The 21,144-nt window shown below is 43.5% G+C and carries 14 protein-coding genes; 2 read left to right on the plus strand and 12 right to left on the minus strand.

Annotated elements, in window-relative coordinates:
- Positions 1–371: 371 nt before the first annotated feature.
- The 3 genes from BUB85_RS12935 to BUB85_RS12945 all read right to left on the minus strand — a co-directional run bounded on the left by BUB85_RS12935 (position 372) and on the right by BUB85_RS12945 (position 5,171).
- Positions 372–2,570 (minus strand): fibronectin type III domain-containing protein, encoded by a 2,199-nt coding sequence (locus tag BUB85_RS12935; protein ID WP_073111160.1) that lies wholly within the window; start codon positions 2,568–2,570, stop codon positions 372–374.
- Positions 2,571–2,699: 129 nt separating this feature from the next.
- Positions 2,700–3,272 (minus strand): vWA domain-containing protein, encoded by a 573-nt coding sequence (locus tag BUB85_RS12940; RefSeq protein WP_159434645.1) that lies wholly within the window; start codon positions 3,270–3,272, stop codon positions 2,700–2,702.
- A gap of 462 nt (positions 3,273–3,734) precedes the next feature.
- Positions 3,735–5,171, minus strand: a complete 1,437-nt coding sequence (locus BUB85_RS12945) for a hypothetical protein (RefSeq protein WP_143160719.1) — start codon at positions 5,169–5,171, stop codon at positions 3,735–3,737.
- A 269-nt stretch (positions 5,172–5,440) separates the two neighbouring features.
- Between BUB85_RS12945 and BUB85_RS12950 the strand changes: the two genes are divergently transcribed.
- The gene (locus BUB85_RS12950) at positions 5,441–6,343 is read left to right on the plus strand and encodes a YARHG domain-containing protein (protein WP_073111167.1); all 903 of its coding nucleotides are present in this window, start codon (positions 5,441–5,443) and stop codon (positions 6,341–6,343) included.
- A 157-nt stretch (positions 6,344–6,500) separates the two neighbouring features.
- A complete protein-coding gene (locus BUB85_RS12955; RefSeq protein ID WP_073111169.1) occupies positions 6,501–7,094 on the plus strand; it encodes a hypothetical protein in 594 nt (197 codons plus the stop codon).
- A gap of 21 nt (positions 7,095–7,115) precedes the next feature.
- Here the strand turns inward: BUB85_RS12955 and BUB85_RS12960 are convergent, their stop codons facing one another.
- From BUB85_RS12960 to dnaN, 9 genes are all read right to left on the minus strand, one after another.
- Positions 7,116–7,940 carry an alpha-amylase family protein gene (locus tag BUB85_RS12960; protein WP_073111171.1) on the minus strand — a complete coding sequence of 275 codons (825 nt, stop codon included), beginning with the start codon at positions 7,938–7,940 and terminating at the stop codon, positions 7,116–7,118.
- 103 nt (positions 7,941–8,043) lie between these two features.
- A complete protein-coding gene (locus BUB85_RS12965) occupies positions 8,044–9,786 on the minus strand; it encodes a protein kinase domain-containing protein (protein ID WP_159434646.1) in 1,743 nt (580 codons plus the stop codon).
- Positions 9,787–9,805: 19 nt separating this feature from the next.
- Positions 9,806–11,524 carry a serine/threonine protein kinase gene (locus BUB85_RS12970; RefSeq protein ID WP_073111176.1) on the minus strand — a complete coding sequence of 573 codons (1,719 nt, stop codon included), beginning with the start codon at positions 11,522–11,524 and terminating at the stop codon, positions 9,806–9,808.
- Positions 11,525–11,540: 16 nt separating this feature from the next.
- Positions 11,541–13,370, minus strand: a complete 1,830-nt coding sequence (locus BUB85_RS12975; protein WP_084534040.1) for a serine/threonine protein kinase — start codon at positions 13,368–13,370, stop codon at positions 11,541–11,543.
- A gap of 110 nt (positions 13,371–13,480) precedes the next feature.
- Complete coding sequence (locus BUB85_RS12980) at positions 13,481–16,141, minus strand: DNA gyrase subunit A (RefSeq protein WP_073111182.1); 2,661 nt, start codon at positions 16,139–16,141, stop codon at positions 13,481–13,483.
- Between the two features lie 84 nt (positions 16,142–16,225).
- Positions 16,226–18,196, minus strand: coding sequence for a DNA topoisomerase (ATP-hydrolyzing) subunit B (gene gyrB, locus BUB85_RS12985; protein ID WP_073111185.1), 1,971 nt, complete (start codon positions 18,194–18,196; stop codon positions 16,226–16,228).
- An 11-nt stretch (positions 18,197–18,207) separates the two neighbouring features.
- Complete coding sequence (gene recF / locus BUB85_RS12990) at positions 18,208–19,401, minus strand: DNA replication/repair protein RecF (protein WP_073111188.1); 1,194 nt, start codon at positions 19,399–19,401, stop codon at positions 18,208–18,210.
- 15 nt (positions 19,402–19,416) lie between these two features.
- The gene (locus tag BUB85_RS12995; RefSeq protein WP_073111190.1) at positions 19,417–19,647 is read right to left on the minus strand and encodes an RNA-binding S4 domain-containing protein; all 231 of its coding nucleotides are present in this window, start codon (positions 19,645–19,647) and stop codon (positions 19,417–19,419) included.
- Between the two features lie 170 nt (positions 19,648–19,817).
- Positions 19,818–20,924, minus strand: a complete 1,107-nt coding sequence (gene dnaN, locus BUB85_RS13000; protein ID WP_073111192.1) for a DNA polymerase III subunit beta — start codon at positions 20,922–20,924, stop codon at positions 19,818–19,820.
- Between the last annotated feature and the right edge of the window lie 220 nt (positions 20,925–21,144).

Here is a 21,144-nt window from a genome sequence, read left to right on the forward strand (position 1 = left end):
TCAGGAACGGAACACCGTCCCTTTCCCTGCCATCCCGGCGAGGGATTATGGGTCAAGAGACTGGTCCCTTGAAGGTACATAGGGCAGATCCCTATGCCACCAAAGGGCTTAGTTGTGATACCAAGAAATAATTTTGAAACTAATTTACCTTAACACAAGAACTACTTAATTCTATTAAAACAGCCCCAGTAAAAACCGGGGCTAATGTTTCACTTATTTTGGGACATTTTCAAAAACGCTTGACATTTATTTCTTATTACTTTAATGTTCGTTCTATACCCTTATACATTTCGAAAAACCAAATAGAAGGAAACAGATCGACTTTTACCGACCTGTTTCTTTTCCACTTACTATTTTTTTCACTTAACCAACTACCTGCTGCACCTCACCTTCTTAACGCCAGACCATTCCGAATACACCGCTTTTCCAGACACCGTACGGTATGCCCTGACTTTATAGTAGTAAGTTTTTCCTTTTGTAAGCCCCTTATTTGTATAAGATACACTTCCGTTCCCCTTCGTCGTTTTTACCCGCTTATAAGTCCCGTTTGCAGATGTTGCACGGTATACCACATATCCGGATGCCCCTGTGGATTTGTTCCATTTGAGACTGACTCTTCTGGATGAAGAATTGCTGCATTTTATTATTTTTGTTGCGCCAAGTGACGGTTTCGCAGATCTAATATTGGAATAAGAACTATAATATTTCTTTCCATTGACTGTCTTATATGCACGTACCTTAAAGTAATATGTTTTTCCGGTTACGAGTCCTGTAACCTTCAGCTTTGTGTTGTAGTTGCTCTTGGTAGTCTTAACATACTTGTAAGAACCATTTTTAGATGTTGAACAATATACTACGTATCCCGATGCACTGGAATTTCTGCCCCAGGATAAGTTGATGGCATTATAAGCTGCACGTTTCGCACTGTTAAGGGTCACTTTTTTCACGGATACCGAAGTAGGATCAGGCGAAGGAGCTGTTCCCCCTGTTGTAAATCCGACTTTGTCGCTGTAAAAATTTTTTCCGTTTATTACTGCATATAACTGAAATGTGTGATATGTGCCGGATACCAGTCCTGATGGCAGTGAATCAGCGACAATGTTCTGGGTCTGGGTGATCACAGATGCGGTAAGCCCGCAATTTTCTATGTGGCTGGCTACCAGCGTCCCTGATCCATTCCATACCAAAAATCCTACCTGTGATACATTTGCACGACTTGGATTCTGGATTTTCCCATATAACTCCGCATTCCATGTATCTACCATCGTGGTCTTGACGTCCGTAAAGGAAACGGATACCTCTCCATTCGAGAAGTTTGGACGGATGACGCCCCAGTACGGGTTACTAAGTCCATCGTATCGGTATGTCACCCTCTGAACCGGGTTATTGTTGCCGCCGAAGTTCTGATGATACGTAATTCTGTCTGCTTCGTAGATCGCGACATGTCCATATGGATTGGAGCCGCTGGCGCCATATACCAGAATATCGCCCGGCTGTGGTTGCGCTTTGTAGATCCGGCTCCATCCGGCCGGAAGGCTGTTCGTCGCATAGTCTTTTCCATTTCCTGAAGAACGGGGCACGCCGAGATAATCATAATAAGCCAGTATCAAATCAACACACTGTACACCGTAGACCCCATCCGCATCAATTCCCTGTCCGACCTTGGAACGCACCCAGTTCAGAGCGTCTGCCTGGCTTCTGTATGTGGTGCATGCCTCTATATTCCCGGTATCGTCTCCGGTCAGAGATTTTTTCTTCTGCTCCTGTCCGGAATTGTTTGCTGCCTTATCATTTTCTGCCTCTGTTTCCTCTGCCGTATCCTTGATTGCTGTGAATTTTATCTGGTAGGCTATTGTCTCTTCCTCCGGAAGGGTTTCAACATAGTAGGTTTTTCCTTCCTCGAAAATGTATTCCTTCTCTTCTTCCGAATCTTCCTTTTCCGAATCAGCTTTTTCCGGATGCTCAATCAGCTTCTTTTCTTCATCATATATATGAAACTTGATTTTAATCTCTTTTCCTTCACTGTCTGTCGTGGAAAATATACAGGTCTCACTTTTTTCTGCTGTAATTTTGAAATATGCAGACCCGGTCACATCATAAACGGTATTCTGATCCATAAGAACAGCCTCTGCAAATCGATCTTCTGCTGCTTCTGTCTGATTGCCGTCCTCTGCCTGATTGCCGTCCTCTGTCTGATTGCTGCCTTCTGCCTGATTGCCGTCTTCTGTCTGTGTATTTTCTTCTGTTTTTGATTCTTCCGCCGATCCCGTTGTGGTGGATTCATCGGAATTTTCATTTTCCGGATTCATCTCCGCCGCCGAAGCCGCCTCCTCTGCCGCAGTTTCCTCCTGCACAGCCGTATTCTCCTGCTCACCATTATTTTTCTCTTCAGAAACAACTTCTCCTGCTTCATTTGTGGTCATTGTTTCCTCTGCCGCTCTGGCAACCATGACCGGCATTTCTACCGATGTTCCGATGACAGCTGCCGCCAGAACGAGTGCCGTCAATTGCTTTCTCCACAATTTTAATTTTCTTGACTCTTTTCTGTTTGATTTTTTCATTTTACTCATCCTTTTTCTCCTCACTTTCCTCATCAATACTTTTTACAATTTCTTTACCATATTTTTATTGTAGCTTTCATTTGAGAAAATTTGTTTTTCACATTTTCAAAACTGATATCTACATTTGTATACCAGCATTTATACACTCAGCATTTCCGTAAATCTTCTTCCAGCAATCTGGTAGCTTGTTCTAAGTCCGTCCTCCGTGTCCGGATACTTCAGCACATTTTCTTTTTTAATCCCGACACGTTTTGCGATGTCGATCATTTCCAGGTTTGTGCCGAACAGCATGATCTCCCATCCCTCCTTCTGCTTTCTCCGGATGAGCTGCAGGATTTCCTCACCGCTGAAGCAGGTACTTGCATTCTCCAGCCCATCTGTGATGATCATGACCACCACCCTGGGATCGACTTCTCCTCTCAAAAGCTCCTCTACCTGAAGAAATGTTTTTCCAATGGCATCAAAGAGTGCCGTGTTACCTTCTGTATAATATTCCCGCTCTGTCAGCGGCTTCACTTCTTTGATCGGTGTGTGCGTGTGAAGAACTCTGCTGTCATCACTAAAAAGCGTTGTGGTGATGTAGATGCTGCTCTCCTGGTTCTGTTTTTGGATCATCTCGTTGTAGCTCTGTATTGTCGCCTGTTCCTTGCCGTGCATAGATCTGCTCTTATCGATGACACAGACCATTTCATGTACTTTTTTCTGATTCATATGCTCCTCCTCATAATTTCTTTTTCCATTTCGCTGAACTGTTTTTTTCTTATACATTTTACTGAACTGCCTTTTCCTACGCTTTTCTCTGAAATGCCTTTTTCCTATGTTTTTGCTGCAATGTATTTGTTTTTGCAATGCGTTTTCTTGTTATGCGTTTCTCTGTTATAAGACCAGTCTACACGACAAATTGGAAAATTTGTTTTTCAGAAATTCTACGGAGAATATCCTATTAAGAATTAAAAAGGGACTGTAAAATAAGTCCCTTCCGCCGTAGTGCGAACCCCGCGGAGCGTTTTTATATCATAGGAAGATCGAAGAAATTTCCCATGATATAAAAAACAGATTAATCAGGATTTTAAGAAAAGTGGCAGCTTTTCCAAATCCTGATCAACCTGTTTTTTTATGTTTTTTTGTGTTTTCTATATTTTTTATTGTCCTTTTATATTTACTGTCTTCCTGCTAGATCAAATACTCCAGCAGTTCCTTCTGATGACAGTATGCCTCGTTATATACTTTATATAGATAAAAATTCTTTCCCTGCACAACCTGCTTTTCCACCTCTTCCTCCAGAATCTCCATCGGTTCCTGTGACCTGAGGAACCGGATCACGAACTGATCGAAGTCATTGTCCGGCTTAAGCTGTAAGAACTTGCAGTTCAGGAGAATGCGATTCAGCCTGTTCATGGTAATCTTGTTCTCCTCACTCAGCTGCATGCGCATCTTTACGAACAGCAGAAAACAGATCAGCGTGGATCGGTTGATATCTCTGCCACCAGTGATAAACTCGCGGAAATAATCTTCTCCCACACGGCCTTGCTGGTAAAGTTTTTTTGACTCGCTGTCATTTCTCTGATATGCATCATCCAGCGCTTCCTCTTTTTTCCTCTGTTTCTCTTCCATTTCTCTGAGCGTTTTCAGTGCCTGTATTTTCTCTTCCTCATCCGGCTCCATACCGCAGAGGTTCATGGAATGCGCCACCTTGATCCGAAGTGGTTCCGGCCATTCGTCAAAGGAACCGTACAGTTCGAATAAAACCTCCATCCAGTCCGCAGATACGTATCCAAAATAAAAGTAGTTAAATTCATCAAAGATGCCGCCCGGTGTCAGTGCAGTATTCTCGATATACTCCCTTTTTTCTTCCACAGACATGTTGTTTTTTGCTTTCTCTGCATCCTTTTTCAACTTTGTCAGCGGTTTTAAAAAGCTCAGTTCTTCCAGCGCAAATCGCTCCAGAGCTCCCCGTTCTGTCTTATCCAGCATGTTGCCATATTGAAGCCGCTGCTGATCGGACTTTGCACAGCTTTCGTAATAAGACTCACACTTTTCTTCTATATATAGGTAGAGATATTTGCAGAAATAGTATCTCGATTTTTCTCGCACAGTAGAAAATTTTTCTCGATTATTTTTCACAAAGTTATGGAAATCTTCCTCACTCTCGGTCTCTTTCAGTTCTGTTTCCATCCAGCGGGTCAGCATCACAGTTTCCATAGTTTCTGTGGAATTATCTGACACATATTCTTTTAGTTGCTGCAGCGTGATCTTTCCCCCTGGGAAATACTGCGATCTATTCTCAATCTCCGATGTATAGCTCTGGCAGTTCGCATAGAATTTTTTCCACTGCTCATAGTCCATCCCATGATCCAGTGCATACAAAATCGTCGCCTCAAAAAAACTGCGGGCATACAAGGTATCACAATTTTCCTCCGCCAGGACCTCATTGACCTGATCCCCTGTCATCTTTCGGCTAAATCCTTCCGCAAGAATCCTCAGTCTGAGCGGTACCTTGCTCTCCACCTCCGATGAGTTGATTTCATCCAGCAGATTGCCCGGATCTGCAAAGTTGGCACTGAGGTTCGAGTATAATGCTTCAAAGAAACTATTCTTATTTTTTTTCATAATGATATCCTTTCCTGATCTGCTGACGGTCATAAATGTGCCTGATACTTCTATATTAAGGTGGACATTTACCCACACACACGGCGATATTTTCTCTTTTAAATATAACATATTTCTCTGATAATTTCTTCCAGGATTTTTACCGCCCATAAAAATATCCAGCTTATCTCACACCGAAAAACAAATTTTCCAAAACACCATCTATACTAAAATCATCAAAGGAAACACAACAACCGCAAATAAAAAAACAAATATATGGAGGTATCATTATGAAAAAGAAATTTATCGCAATCCTTTCCCTTACACTGGCAGCCAGCAGTGCGTTTACCATGACAACATTTGCAGCTGAGAGAAAAGCAATTATCCCCAGCTCTTCTGATTACGAAGTAGGCTATGCATCTTCCGATTATGTCGTATCCTCAACGGGTTACGATGCCGAGACTAACACATCCACAGGACCGTACATTCTTCCGGAAAGTGCAAAACACTCGCTGTCAGAAAATGAGCTGAGCAATCTGACGGACTATGAACTGTTTCTTGCACGCAATGAGATTTTTGCCCGCTACGGCGTCATGTTCAAGGATGAGAAACTGAATCAGTTTTTCTGCACCAAAAGCTGGTATCACCCGACTATTTCCGCTGAGGAACTCAATGCGGAAGACATGGATGCAACGGATAAGCAAAATGTACAGACACTTCTCACATATGAGAAAAGAAGAGGTTCCCAATTCGTACCAGGTGCACCGGAAAGTATACCTTCCCCTCTGGGATCCATCACCAAACAGGAAATGGATGCATTCGTCGAAGAGCTCAATTATTCTTTTGGGCAGAGCCTCACCTTCGACACCGCGGAAAGTCGTTACAGCAGCAGTGTGGGAACCACTCTTACCAAAATCACTTATAAAGAACTCACCGGCGATTCAGAAGTCTTTATCAATATTGGTCTCGATGGAACTATATACGTTGCCGGATTCTCAGGAATGGGGTTTGAAACGGAAAATGAGATTACTGAGCTGTTCTGCCAAAGAAGAAATATCAGCGGATATGACAAAGAGAACTTTGCCGCCTGCGTAGCAAACAACAAAGAAGCAGTGACAGATGTTGATATGGGATTGTACAAATTTACCAGCAGAGAGGACGGCTACACAGGAATTGTATATAAAAATTTATAGTTCCCTGTATTTTAGCAAAATTTTGAAAGTTGTCCACAAAAGATCTGTTTTAATAAGCAGACTATGGATAAATCTATGGAAACTAAAGTCTTATGATGTTACGTATTGCTAAATATTCGGCTGTAATATCTGTAAAAATATGAGAAGGAGAAAAGTTATGGAAACGCTTATTAATTTAATTTTATTGATTCTGATTATATGTGGGGTAATTAAATTTATTTCCTGGGTAAAGGATACAACTAAAAAAACTGCATTTGACACATTCACAAAGAAAGGGCGTAATCGCAGTCAGTTAGTAAATGAATTGTATCAATTTGTCCAGCAGCACGGTGGTTTAGAAAGAGTGTATATAAGTAAAAAGCGATTGGAAATAAGAGATCTTAATAATTATACTGTAGATAGCTATTTTTTTGAGAAACATGGATATACAGAACTTGAATTTTATACTTTAAATAAAACCCATTTAAACATGGATTCTTTGACCATTTCAAATAATTCTGGAGGACAAATAGCATATGATCTGGCAAAAAAATTAAGAGGTCATGTCATTACGGATGGTCATACCGTTATGGGTAGAGGAGGGTCATTGGGAGATACTATTTCTTTTGCAATGGGTAATTATGGCACCTGTAACCATGGGGATAGCTTTGTTATAGATGGTGCCTGGATTTTGAATAATGAACGATATGCCGTTTATAAGGCACAACAAAAAAGTATGGAACAGCAACGCCCAATTCGAAAACAATTATAATGTACCTGTATCAATTGTAAATTACCAGCAAATTTCTTTATTATTCACAAACTGGGATGGAGCTATCACCTGTGCCCATCCCGGATAATCCCGATACTTTAAGCAGCTTAACTGTGCGATTCTATTATAATAAGTCGCCACTTTATCAGTATCTCCACTACGTGCTATCTGTTCATTTTCATGGATTTCCTGTGCTATCTCCTGAACAGCATCCGCGGAAGAATCTAACACCTCAGACATATGAATATAAAGAAGTGCCGCTGCCTGTTCTGTATGAGAATCCTCTTTTTCTGTGTGAGCTACCACTACGCTATAGACTTCTCCGCTGATCTGATCTATTGCGACGACCACCTGTATATCCTCTCCCACATCATAAATTTTCCGATGAAAAAAACTGGTTTTAATTACTCCACAGTTTTGAACCTGCACTTGATTTTTATTTTCTTCGGCCTGCAGTGTCACTGTGTATCCATTTTCCTTTAGACAATCCAGCACCAGCTCTTCTGTATATTGAAAATGTACTATGTTTCCAGCCTCGCCCCATTCTTTCACTGCCGTGTTATCCAGCGTATACACCACCATGCCGTCATCGTTTTTTGTATAGGAGGTATCTTTGCCATCGACAACTTCCCTTGACAAGGCATTCTTTTTGACAAACTCCAGATATTCTTTGTATCGCGCGGATCCTCTTGCATAGGAACCCGCATAGTCTCCGCTCCTGTCGACCGGCCTGCTTCTCTCATACAGGATTCCCGCAGATATGCCGCATGCAAACAGCACCATCAAAAGAAATACGGCTATTCTCTTATATTTTTTATTTCTTCGTCTTCTTTTTTTCTCGTTCATTTTTCTTACACTCGACTTTCATTTACACAGCTCCCCCGACCGACACTTCTACAAAATGGTCCTGCAGATCTGCTTTATATAAGATTTCTTTCTCCCGTTTTCTTTATGCATACGGAGCAGAGAGTGTAATCGAATACAATCCACTGCTCTCACTGTAGGATACGGAAAATCGACCATTCTTTGCCAATTCATAAGACGTGGGGGTACTTGTCACAGCATCCAATGCCGCATCTATTTCTGACTGTGTCAGATAGCTTTCCGGCAAAACGAACGGTATCATTTTTTTCAGAAACTTCTCGCACCGTTCCTTTTTTCCATCAAATTGGATCTGCCATACATAGTTTTTCACCAAATCATAGGAAATGCCAATTTTCTCGGTAATCTCAAGATCTTCTTCCTTGATGCTGTATGTTTCCGAAGAAGATGTGCTAACTGTCATATAAGGATTATACTCTCCACGGACAGTAACCTTTGAAAATGCATAAGAGTCTGTTTTTACATCGTCCGTCAAATTTGTGTCCATGATACGGGCAAATGCATCCTTCACTGTATCTTTTCGGATTGCAAAGGTTTCTCCGGTTCCTCTTAAATCTGAATTTTCAGCAGTTTTTTTCTCCGGAAGAGTATAACTAATGTAAAAAGGATCTTCCCCTTCTTCCGATGTCCTTTTTTCCGTATGATTTTTTTCAGCGTATGCCATAATCCGGTCATACTCCTCGTCATCCTTCTCATAATACTCCACCGGTGGATTTGTGGTATACGCCTTATAATCTTCATTGACCTCCATCATGATTACCTGCTCTGGATGTGTATACAAATACAGACTAACACTTCCCAGAGCTATTCCAGCCGCCGCTGCTGCACCGCATGCCAGCAAACCAATCTTCTTTAACATATAAATGCGTCTGTGCCCGGAACGTATGACAAACCGGGCGGTTTCATCCGTAGTTAATTCCAGCCAGAGATCCGCCCATTTTCCCCGTACGACACCTTCCATCTTTTTGACCGCATCCGCTGTCTCTTTCATGTCCAACGCCTCTGCGATATTTCCCAGATAGAACCCTCTCATCTGCATATCCAGATTCATTCCGTCCTGCCAGATCTTGTACTGTATCCGTTCCTCTTCATCCAGCTTTCGAACCTGTTTCCCCCGCTCTCCGCTTAGACGCTGGTCCGCTGTCTGACAGATCTGACCGAACATCAGCTCCGATCCGAGAACACATACGCTGTAAACATCTGTCCATGGTCCTGCATATTCTGGTCTGTGCTCCAGTTCCGGTGCCGTATATTTTGTTATTTCACTGCCATCTTTCCACTGATTGGGGAGCATACAGAGCTTTCCCCCGCCATCCAGTATCAAATGATCGGGAGAGATCACACCATACACCATCCCCCTGCTGTGCAGCGAAGTTAGCCCTTCCATAATTGTTCCCAGATCATTTTTTTCAAAACCTTTTCTGCTGTCTTCCATGTTGTTCCGGCTCTGCTGCAATGTGCCTCCCGGTACATACTCCGTTACCTGATACCCCTTATCCTCTGTTGCAAAATAATCAGTCACCGGAAGGATTCCGGTCAGATCCGTCAGCCCGAACCATTTTTCACAGATTTCGTGCCCCGCCGCATCCCACTTTTCCATGGTATACTCTTTGACCGCGACTCGTTTCTCCAAGGTGCTGTCAAAAGCTATATAAACCACACTCTGGCTGCTGACACTGACTGCCGCTCCGATTTCATAGCGATCTTTTAATATTGTAAATGGTTCAAGCCAACCATCCTGCCAGTCATATTCCCAGATAGATCTGTGGCAATGCGGACAGCTCTCTGTTTGATTTTCCGATGGTTCCATACAGAACACACACCTGTTTTTATTTCCAGTCATATCCCGCACCCAGCCCTCCATACTTTTTCACAATGAAACCACACACACCAGTCTGTCCCTCAAATTCCGCCTCCTCTGGATTCAGGTAATACAGCATACAGTTTTCTGTCCATACCGCACTATAAGAATTATCTCCCTCCATAGCCGCATCTTCTGCCTGAGTTTTCCTAACCTCTGATAAAAGTTTCTCACGGTCTGTCGCCGATGCGTCCAGAATCTGAATCACATCTGTCCATATCTGTTCCATCTTCATCCCATCTGCTGTCCGGTAAACCCAGACTTTATGAATACGGCTATCAAAGCTGTCCGCACTGGAAACAAGCCAGAGATTTTCTTTTATCTGATATTTGTTTTTTACGTTAAACATGGTTCGAATAGCGCCAAATTGTTGCACTTCCACCTTAATTTCAACTTTCTCCTGATCTGCCAGAGTCATCTCATATCCTGCATTTTTCATTTTTTCCACCAGTTTTTCTTCTGTTATTTCAAAATGAAACTGGTTGCATGGGCGTCCCCATTCCTGCACTGCCTCCAGTGGTAATGTATATATCATACTTCCATTTCTTTCCGGATATCTCTCAGATTCTGTCGTGTTGATTTCTTTCTCTGTGGCATTCTCCTTCACAAAATCAAGATACTTCTGGTACGTATCAGAACGCATCGAGTAATTGCCAGCTGCTGCATCCGATTCGTCCAATTTAAAATAAGCATTCCAACGATAGTATCCCACACCGGCCGCTGTGAACAGGATCACTGCCAGAACTGCAGCAACGGCTGAAATCAAAGATTTACGGGATTTTTTTTCAGACAATTTATCAGCAGCTATACTTTTTTCCTCTGTCTGTTCCACGGCCTCCCGAAGTTTTCGCATACTCCGGATGCGCCGGGATGGATCGACCTCCAGTCCATTTGCAAGAACCTGCTCCTCCTCCGGCGTAATTTCCACACCATAGGAGGACGGAAGGTATAATTCATCTTTCTGCATCCGCTCAATGGACGGATCCGGCTGCACTCCTGTGATCATCTCGTAAATTGTCGCACAGAATGCATAAACATCGGTCCAGGGACCCTGTTTTTCTCTTCCCATGTACTGTTCCGGAGGCGTATAGCCACGTTTCACCAGAATCGTCATGGTCTTCTCATTGTCAAGATAGCGTCTTGATGCACCAAAGTCAATTACCTTGATGCTGTCCTCTGTCACCAACAGATTCGACGGATTGAGATCCCGGTGAATCAAGCCCTTCTCATGCATATTTTCCAGTGCATCCACCACCGGACGCAGAAAATTCCAGGCCTGTGCAAAATCCATCGGACTGTCCAGACGGTTCATGTACTCGTCCAGCCCAATGCCACGCACATACTCCATGACCAGATAGGCCGTATCGTTTTCTTCAAAATAATCATACACTTTTACAATTCCACGAATCTGCGCCAGCTTTGCCATGCGCCTCGCTTCTTTCAGAAAATCATTCTTCCCTTTTTTCCATAATATCAGATTTTCTTTTTCTGCCGAATGCAGGACGTGTTTCCCATCTTCTGCGCGGACCACGAAACGGGATGGAAAATATTCCTTAATGACCACATATTGTTCCATGCTTTCATCAAATGCCAGGTATGTAATTCCAAAGCCGCCTGTTCCCAACACTTTATTCAATTTATACTTTTGATGCAGAATCTCACCTGCCGGAATATTTGCCCCTGCCATGCTTCACCTCATATTTTTATTCTCTTGCAACGTTAATGTAATACCCTTCCGACTTTTCCTCCGGCGCCGAAAAAGCCAATCTGTATTTTGCATTTAGCATTACACTGTATCTCTTTGATTCTGCCTCTTCTGCACTGTTGATAATTTCATCGATCTGATTGTCATACAGAATAACCTCCGGAGCAAGGTATGGCATCACATCTTTCATAAATAACCGGACATCTTTTTTTGAACCGCCCAATGACACTTCCCGTGCCTTTTTGTTCAGTGGATATCCCTCTATACTCATATATCTTCCTTCTGTCTTACCTTCAGTTTTATCAAAATATATCGATTCTGACAGACTCTGAAATATATGCAACTGGGAAGGTACTCCTGACTCGTCTGTGCTAATCTCTGCAGAACCATAAAAAAACTCACTTCTTCTATTAGCGCTTAAATTCATTTTATATTCTACAATTTCCTGTATTGTATCCATATCAAGGTAAAAGGTAGGATCCTCCGTGGAAAGTTTCCATTCTCTGGCATCTTTGATCGTATAAGAATATCTCTCTGTCTCTTTATTCTCTTCATCCCGCAGACCGTGCTTTCTAATGAATGCAACTGTCTCCGCAAATTCCGGGTCTGAACTGGATAAATATGATTTGGATGACATAACTTCACCTTGTGCTTCCGCCCTGGCCATCTCACGGTTTTTTTTCTCTGCCTTTTTCATTGCACTCTTTAGCTTATAATCAAAGATCAGTTCCTTATGTTCCCTCATATATTGCCTTCCACCATAGTATCCGCCGAAACATACTGACACGATACATACAAATACAATAGCAATTTTTATAAGGTTTTTAATATTTTTTTGTTTCTTTGATATAAATTTACTATCTCTTTCAACTTTTGTAGTAATTTCAATCCAAAGACCACCCCAGCATTCGCGTGTTTTTTGTGCCAGCTGCAGATCCTTCTGCTGATCTTCCTGACTTTTGTGTTCCGATGTCAGTGCCTTCATCAGCCCATCCATACCAAAGAACCGCTTCTGAATATCCAGAGACAGTCCCCGCATGACTGCCTGTTCACTTGCCACATCGATCCGCGCATACTCGTGAATCGGATGAAGATCATCCTCCGCCACGCGGTCCGGTGCCGAAGGAACTTTCCGACCGGTCAGCAGCTCATAGAGTACTGCGCAGACTGCATAGATGTCCGTCCACGGTCCAATCTTATCCTTCTCCTGATACTGTTCCAGGGGACCATACCCCTCTTTCAGTTCCGTATCCGTCTCTTTTATATCTGCAAACTGCATGGCTCCAAAATCAATCAGCTTCAGTTGATTCGACGCGTCAAACAACAGATTATCCGGACTGACATCACAGTGGATACCGCCCTCGCTATGAAGGCATGCCAATGCCTCCATGACCGGTTTCAGAAGAGCCAGGGCCTCCTCTTGTGGAATCTGCCCCTCTCGCTGCATCCATTCCTTCAGCGTCAGCCCCGGAAGATATTCCATGACCATATAGGCTCTGTCCTCTTCCGAAAACACCTCATAGACATTTACAAGTCCGAACGGCAAAGATGGCAGCCTCTCTGCTGTCGCCAGCAGTTTTTCCTGCTTCTGTGCTGCCTCTTTTATTGCCACACACTTTTCTGTTACTTCATCAAAAGCCAGATACGTTGCACCAAATCCACCCTCACCAAGAACCCGGCCGACCATATATCTGCCCGCAAGCATAGTATACGGCTTCAGCCAGGTCGGGTTCCATTGATACTGCCAGATGCCTTTGTGGCAGTGCGGACATTTTTTCTCCCCCTCCGGGATCTCATGCATACAAAAAATACAGCGATTGGTTTTCATGTGTCTCCTTATTTTGCAATTGGGGACGTAGCAAAGTTGCAACTTTGCTACGTCCCCAATTGAACTTCAACCTGTCCCCAATGACTAAAGCGGTCATTCGAGTCCAAGTTTTATTCTTCTATATCCGTCTCAGGCTCTTCATCTACAACGACATCCTCTGCGGTCTCCACCGGCTCCACGACATCGTCGCTCTCTTCCTCTGGACGAACCTTGGCAATACTTGCCACCGTCACGCCATCCGGTACGTTGATCAGCTTCACCCCGCTGGTCACACGGCCGAGAATTGAGATTGCCTCGCACCTCATACGGATCACAATTCCCTCTGTGTTGATGATCATGATCTCATCTTCTGTGTTGACAGCTTTCATGCCGACTACGTTGCCTGTCTTCTCGGTGATCTTGTAGCACTTCACACCCTTACCGCCACGGTTCTGACTGGTAAATTCATTCAGGTCGGTCAGTTTACCCATTCCTTTTTCCGATGCAACCAGGAGATAATCTCCCTGTACGTCCACCTGCATACCGATCACGTCATCTCTGTCATTTAAGTTCATGCCGCGCACACCCATAGATGTTCTTCCGGTCGCACGGACGTCTTTTTCATTAAAACGAATACACTGGCCATACTTCGTCACCAGGATCACATCCCGTTCTCCGTCTGTGATCTTCACCTCGATCAGTCTGTCATCCTCACGCAGTGTAATCGCCGCCAGACCCTTCTTGCGGACATTCGCATACTCTGCGATCGGTGTCTTCTTGATGATTCCCTTCATAGTCGCCATCAGCAGATACTTTCTGTCATCCACCGGAATCACCGCGGTCACCTTCTCATCCGGCATAAGCTGCAGCAGATTGATGATTGCCGTTCCTCGGGAGGTCCTGGACGCCTCCGGAATCTCATATCCCTTCATGCGGTACACACGTCCGGTATTGGTAAAGCACATGATGAACTGGTGAGTGTTGCTCATAAACAGCTCCTCAATGTAATCATCATCCAGTGTCTGCATACCCTTGATTCCCTTGCCGCCGCGATTCTGACTCTTAAAGGTATCCATACTCATTCTCTTGATATAGCCGAGCTTCGTCATAGTGATCACCACATCTTCTTGCGGGATCAGATCCTCCATGGAAATGTCAAACTCATCGAAACCGATCTGGGTTCTTCTCTCATCCCCGTACTTCTCGCTGATGATCAGTATTTCTTCCCTGATCACTGCCAACAGTACTTTTCGATCAGCCAGAATAGCCTTTAACCCTTCGATTTTCTCCATCAGCTCCTTGTACTCCGCCTCCAGTTTCTCGCGTTCCAGACCAGTCAGTGCACGGAGTCTCATGTCCACGATAGCCTGTGCCTGCACATCTGAAAGACCGAACCGCTTCATCAGTTCTTCCTTGGCAATGGCTACATTTGCCGAACCGCGGATGATGCGGATGACTTCATCAATATTATCCAAAGCGATGAGCAAGCCCTGCAAAATGTGTGCTCTCTCTTCTGCTTTATTTAACTCATATTTTGTTCTTCTTGTCACGACCTCTTCCTGATGAAGCAGATAATGCTTGAGCATATCCAGAAGGTTCATGACACGTGGCTCATTATTCACAAGAGCCAGCATGATCACACCAAATGTATCCTGAAGCTGTGTGTGCTTATACAGCTGATTCAGCATGACATTGGCATTGACGTCCTTACGCAGTTCGATGCAGATACGCATTCCCTCACGGCTGGACTGATCCTCCAGGTTGGTAATTCCGTCGATTTTCTTATCGCGGACCAGCTCTGCGATCTTCTCGATCAGACGGGCTTTGTTTACCATAAATGGAAGTTCTGTCACCACGATACGATTCTTGCCGTTTTGCATCGGCTCGATGTTGGTGATTGCCCGCACACGGATCTTGCCGCGCCCGGTTCTGTATGCCTCCTCAATTCCCCTGGTTCCGAGAATCTCGGCCCCCGTCGGGAAGTCAGGACCCTTGACGATCTTCATGATATCTTCCAGAGTGGTCTTCTGCGGAAGTTCCAGCATTCCATCACTGTCTTCCGTCAGTTGATCTGCAACCGTAGGATTGACTCTTTCCATACCGATAGCAGCACCTCTTTCAGCCAGATCTTCGCCAGCCTGTACCGGTGCATTTCCTATAGACTGATTATAAGCCTCAACTGCCACCTCATCATCGATGATCTTCACCACCGCGCCAATGATCTCACGCAGGTTATGAGGCGGGATATTTGTCGCCATACCAACAGCAATTCCTGATGTTCCGTTCACCAGAAGGTTCGGATATCTGGAAGGGAGCACCGTCGGCTCCTTCTCTGTCTCATCAAAGTTCGGTGCAAAATCAACGGTATTCTTGTTGATGTCAGCCGTCATCTCCATGGAAATCTTACTCAGTCTCGCCTCCGTGTATCGCATGGCCGCCGCGCCGTCACCGTCCACAGAACCAAAGTTTCCGTGACCGTCGACCAGCGGATATCTGGTAGACCAATCCTGGGCTAGATTAACCAGTGCACCGTAGATCGAACTGTCACCATGCGGGTGATATTTACCCATGGTATCACCGACGATACGCGCACATTTACGATGCGGTTTGTCAGGACCGTTGTTCAGCTCAATCATAGAGTAGAGGATTCTTCTCTGCACCGGCTTCAGACCATCTCTTACATCCGGAAGTGCACGGGATGCGATTACACTCATGGCATAATCAATATAGGACGATTCCATTGTCTTTTTCAGGTCGACTTCGTGGACCTTATCAAAAATATTGTCTTCCATTGTTATCTCCTTTTATTTAAGCAGAATATTTTTGATCATAAAAACTTCTCAGATTCGATTTATAATTCAAAAATATTCATAGTGTTAGATGTCTAAATTCCGCACATATTTCGCGTTTTCCTCAATAAATTCTCTACGCGGCTCCACCTTGTCTCCCATCAGAGTCGTAAAGGTCAGATCCAGCTCAGATGAGTTCTCCTCATCCATCGTCACGCGGAGCAGTATTCTGTGTTCTGGATCCATAGTCGTATCCCACAGCTGCTCGGCATCCATCTCTCCAAGACCTTTGTAACGCTGAATCTTGTTGCTGCCGTCACGTCCCACTTCCTGCAGGATGGAATCCAGTTCCTCATCGCTGTACGCATACCAGGCCTTTTTGTTTTTTTCCAGCTTATAGAGCGGCGGCTGAGCCAGGTACACATATCCCTGTTTGATCAGCTCCGGCATAAACCGATAAATAAATGTCAGAAGCAATGTCGCGATATGGGCACCGTCCACATCGGCATCGGTCATGATAATAATCTTATGATATCTCAATTTTGAAATGTCAAAATCGTCGTGAATCCCTGTACCAAACGCCGTGATCATAGCCTTGATCTCAGCATTGCCATAGATGCGGTCCAGTCTCGCCTTCTCCACATTCAGAATCTTTCCCCGAAGAGGCAGGATTGCCTGTGTCGCACGGCTTCTCGCAGTCTTTGCAGAACCTCCGGCAGAGTCTCCCTCTACGATATATATCTCACAGTTTGCCGGATTCTTGTCCGAACAGTCTGCCAGTTTTCCCGGAAGAGACATACCTTCAAGCGCTGATTTTCTTCTCGTCAGATCTCTCGCTTTTCTCGCGGCCTCTCTCGCACGCTGTGCCATCACAGATTTCTCTATGGTCATCTTCGCGATTACCGGATTCTGCTCCAGATAGATCTGCAGCTGGTTACTCACGATGTTGTCCACCGCCCCGCGGGCCTCGCTGTTGCCGAGCTTCTGCTTCGTCTGTCCTTCAAACTGTGGATCCTCGATCTTGACACTGATGATGGCCGTCAGTCCTTCACGGATGTCCTCACCGCTCAGATTTGACTCAGAATCCTTCAAAATCTTATTCTTTCTCGCATAATCGTTAAATGTCTTAGTCAGTGCATTTCTGAAACCAACGATATGTGTTCCACCTTCCGGTGTAGTAATGTTATTTACAAATCCATAAGTATTCTCTGTATAAGAATCATTGTGCTGCATGGCAACCTCCACGGCCACGCCGTCCCGGATACCCTCGCAGTAAATGATCTGATCATAAAGTGCTGTCTTGCTCCTGTTCAGATAAGTGACAAATTCCTTGATACCGCCCTCGTAGTGGAAGGTCTTCTCAATAATCTCTTCCGGCCTCTCATCACGAAGCACAATTTTAAGTCCCTTTGTCAGAAAAGCCATCTCTCTGAAACGCTGTTTTAACGTATCATAGTCAAATGTAATGTCTTCAAAGATCTCTGTGTCCGGATAAAATGTAACCTTACTTCCCGTCTCATGTTCCTCGCACGTTCCAATTTCCTTCAGCGGATACATAACATGACCGCGTTCATAACGCTGTTTGTATACTTTTCCTTCTCTTCGGATCTCGACCTCCAGCCACTCAGAAAGCGCATTTACAACAGATGCACCAACACCGTGAAGTCCTCCAGATACCTTATATCCTCCACCGCCGAATTTACCGCCTGCATGAAGTACCGTAAATACAACCTCAACTGCAGACAGACCCGCTTTATGGTTAATGTCAACAGGGATACCACGTCCGTTATCAATTACGGTAACCGTGCCATCCTTATTGATCGTGATACGAATTGTATCACAATATCCCGCCAGTGCCTCGTCCACCGAGTTGTCCACGATCTCATAAACGAGATGATGAAGTCCACGCAGAGAAGTGCTGCCGATATACATACCGGGTCGTTTTCTTACAGCTTCCAGTCCTTCCAATATCTGAATCTGGTCCGCCCCATATTCCCCTTCGTCTACCTGAGAAACACGTTCCATTTCGAGATCAAATTCTGTACTTGATGCACCCATATAAATCCTCCTTATTGGCAATCCTCTATTGTGCCATTTTTAACATGAAATACTTTATTTATAGAAAAACGATGATTTACAAACTCATCCAGCCCTGTACAGGTAATGACGGTCTGTATATCGTGAATACTATCTAACAAATAGTTTTGCCTGTTCTTGTCCAATTCAGACAATACATCATCCAACAAAAGGATTGGCGTATCATGAATCAATTCCTTTACCAGCTCTATCTCTGATAATTTTAAAGACAATGCAGCCGTTCGCTGCTGACCCTGCGATCCAAATCTGCGGATATCAATTGCTTTTCCCACAGTATAACTTCCATCCACACTACTGTCAGATTTTTGATTTTGATCTGAGTTATCGCCTAAATCTTCCGGATCTCCATTCAAATTATCTGCAAAACAGGTGGTCACTGAAAAGCACAAATCATCTCTGTGCGGTCCCACCGAGGTGCTCTTCACACGGAGATCCCTCTCCCTGTTTTTCTTTAAAGCCGCCTCCAATGTCATATTTCCATTGCTCTGCTCATAAGATATTACGAGGTTTTCTTTTCCACCGGTCAATCGGAAATGAACCTCCGATATGATTTCATTGACCTGATCTATAAATTCTTTTCTTCGTTCTATTATCTTGTTGCCATACTCGACTAGCTGAATATCCCATACATCCAGCGTCTCCATCAGGTTTTTCTGATAGTAGATATTCTTTAACAAGGAATTTCTTTGATTGATTATTCGATTATAATTAGATAAATTACTGAGATAAACCTTATCTAACTGAGATAACTCCAAGTCCACAAACCTTCTTCTGCCGGACGGTCCGTCCTTGATAATATTCAGATCCTCCGGAGAAAAAAACACGAAATGAATAATGCCAAACAACTCACTTGCTCTCTTGATTGGCACCTTATCAATAGCTATTCCTTTTGGACTGTTCTTCTTCAGATGGAGATCAATCTGAAAATGTACTCCGTTTTTCTCAACAACTGTCTCGATATGTGATTCATCGTGCTCAAACTGGATCAGATCACGGTCCTTCGTCCCACGATGTGATTTGGTAGTTCCCGATAAATAAAGGGCTTCCAGAATATTTGTCTTCCCCTGGGCATTATCGCCATATAGAATGTTTGTATGAGAATCAAAATCTATACTCAGCAAATCATAATTTCTGTAATTTTTTAATTTCAAAGATCTGATTAACATCCATACCCTCTTATTTTACTCTTTTTTGGCCTGTTTTTCAATTTTTATTTCATTCCCGTCAAATGAGGCCACATCCCCGTCATACAGCTTTTTTCCCCGCCTTGTGTCGATCTCACCGTTCACAGACACCAGGCCGTCCAGTATCACATCCTTTGCCTCCACACCGGAGTCCACCAGACCGGCAGCCTTCAATGCCTGACCAAGCTTAATGTATTCTTCCCCTTCACGTAATTTAATAATTTCCATGATAAATCCTCGATTCCTTTTTTATGAAATTTGATACTGTGCAAAATAATCACAGATTTTTATTAAAAATGGTTGTCTATATATATCCTTTCACACACAGCAGTACTTCAGTACTTATCTGTCTGATCATAACAGACCATTCCATCATTCTTCGTTTACTCTGAACTTTACTAAGCAGCTGTAAAATTCACTGGCAGAATCAGATAAATATAATTCTGGTTTTCGTCCCGGATAAAGCATGGTGCTTTCGCATTCATGAAGTAAAGATCCACTTCCTCATCATCAATAACCCGAAGAGCATCAATCATAAATCTCGGATTGAATCCGATCAGCAGATCCTTCCCTTCCTTCGCAATTGTGATATCCTCATTCATAGAACCAATCTGTGACTGGATTTTGAGTTCCATCACCTCGTCACCAATATTGATGATGATCGGCTTCTTATCGCCCTCTTTTATAAGCAGAGTTGCACGGTCAATACAGTTCAATAACTCACGCTTATTAATTCTTACCTTTGTTTCATAATCACTGGAGATCATCTGATCGATCTTGAAGTAATCTCCTTCGATCAATCTGGAAACAACCAGAGTCTTATCAAACTCAAACACAATATGATTCTTCGTAAATGAGATGTCTACGTTGCTCTCAGCCTCTCCGTTTATGATCTTACTGATTTCCTGAAGTGTCTTACCGGGTACGATTACCTTCTTGTAGCTATAAGACTCCTTCAGTTCAATCTTACGAATGGCAACACGGTGTCCATCCAGAGAAGTCACCTTCAGAATATTGTCATTGATCTCAAACAACTCTCCGGTCATCATCTTATTCGTGTCATTGTCTGCAATGGAGAAGATCGTCTGGCGAATGACCTCCTTCAGGGTAAATTCAGAAATTGTGATGTAGTCCTCTTTTTCGATATTGGGAAGATAAGAAAAATCTTCTCCTGACTGTGCAGCGATATTGAACTTCGCTTTCTCACAGGTTATCAATGTCTGATTACTGCTGTCCGTCTCGATTGTAACTTCATTGTCCGGAAGCTTACGCACGATCTCTGAAAATATCTTGGCATTCAGTGCAATGATTCCTCTGTCAATGATTTCTCCTTCTATGGTTGTTTCAATACCTAACTCCATATCATTGGCTGTTAATTTTATAAAATCTGTGGAAGCGTCTATCAGGATACATTCCAGGATAGGCATTGTGGTTTTAGAAGGAACTGCTTTGGAAACAATGCTAACTCCTTTTACCAGGTTTGATTTTTGACATATGATTTTCATCTGTGTATAACTCCTTTCGCTGCTTTAAGATAAAAAAATAAATAAAAGAATTCCGTCGTATCCTCCGTAGGGGCTGTAGATAAGTTAATAACCACTTCAAACCCTTGAAAATCAAGGCATCAGGTGAACTGATAACTCTGCATAAAACTAAAAAATAACCGTTGGAAAAGATAGGGATAACTTTTTTCAGTTTTGTGTGATTCGATTTATCAAAAAGTTT

Source organism: Hespellia stercorisuis DSM 15480 (assembly GCF_900142165.1).
GTDB classification, from domain to species: domain Bacteria; phylum Bacillota; class Clostridia; order Lachnospirales; family Lachnospiraceae; genus Hespellia; species Hespellia stercorisuis.

What these genes read in the sequence shown, in the direction of transcription:
- dnaN (WP_073111192.1), bottom strand. Translation starts at nt 20,924, where the DNA reads ATGAAAATCATATGTCAAAAATCAAACCTGGTAAAAGGAGTTAGCATT.
- gyrB (WP_073111185.1), bottom strand. Translation starts at nt 18,196, where the DNA reads ATGGGTGCATCAAGTACAGAATTTGATCTCGAAATGGAACGTGTTTCT.
- BUB85_RS12960 (WP_073111171.1), bottom strand. Translation starts at nt 7,940, where the DNA reads ATGAACGAGAAAAAAAGAAGACGAAGAAATAAAAAATATAAGAGAATA.
- BUB85_RS12975 (WP_084534040.1), bottom strand. Translation starts at nt 13,370, where the DNA reads ATGAAAACCAATCGCTGTATTTTTTGTATGCATGAGATCCCGGAGGGG.
- BUB85_RS12970 (WP_073111176.1), bottom strand. Translation starts at nt 11,524, where the DNA reads ATGGCAGGGGCAAATATTCCGGCAGGTGAGATTCTGCATCAAAAGTAT.
- BUB85_RS12940 (WP_159434645.1), bottom strand. Translation starts at nt 3,272, where the DNA reads ATGAATCAGAAAAAAGTACATGAAATGGTCTGTGTCATCGATAAGAGC.
- BUB85_RS12935 (WP_073111160.1), bottom strand. Translation starts at nt 2,570, where the DNA reads ATGAGTAAAATGAAAAAATCAAACAGAAAAGAGTCAAGAAAATTAAAA.
- BUB85_RS12965 (WP_159434646.1), bottom strand. Translation starts at nt 9,786, where the DNA reads ATGGAACCATCGGAAAATCAAACAGAGAGCTGTCCGCATTGCCACAGA.
- BUB85_RS12980 (WP_073111182.1), bottom strand. Translation starts at nt 16,141, where the DNA reads ATGGAAGACAATATTTTTGATAAGGTCCACGAAGTCGACCTGAAAAAG.
- BUB85_RS12950 (WP_073111167.1), top strand. Translation starts at nt 5,441, where the DNA reads ATGAAAAAGAAATTTATCGCAATCCTTTCCCTTACACTGGCAGCCAGC.
- recF (WP_073111188.1), bottom strand. Translation starts at nt 19,401, where the DNA reads ATGTTAATCAGATCTTTGAAATTAAAAAATTACAGAAATTATGATTTG.
- BUB85_RS12955 (WP_073111169.1), top strand. Translation starts at nt 6,501, where the DNA reads ATGGAAACGCTTATTAATTTAATTTTATTGATTCTGATTATATGTGGG.
- BUB85_RS12945 (WP_143160719.1), bottom strand. Translation starts at nt 5,171, where the DNA reads ATGAAAAAAAATAAGAATAGTTTCTTTGAAGCATTATACTCGAACCTC.
- BUB85_RS12995 (WP_073111190.1), bottom strand. Translation starts at nt 19,647, where the DNA reads ATGGAAATTATTAAATTACGTGAAGGGGAAGAATACATTAAGCTTGGT.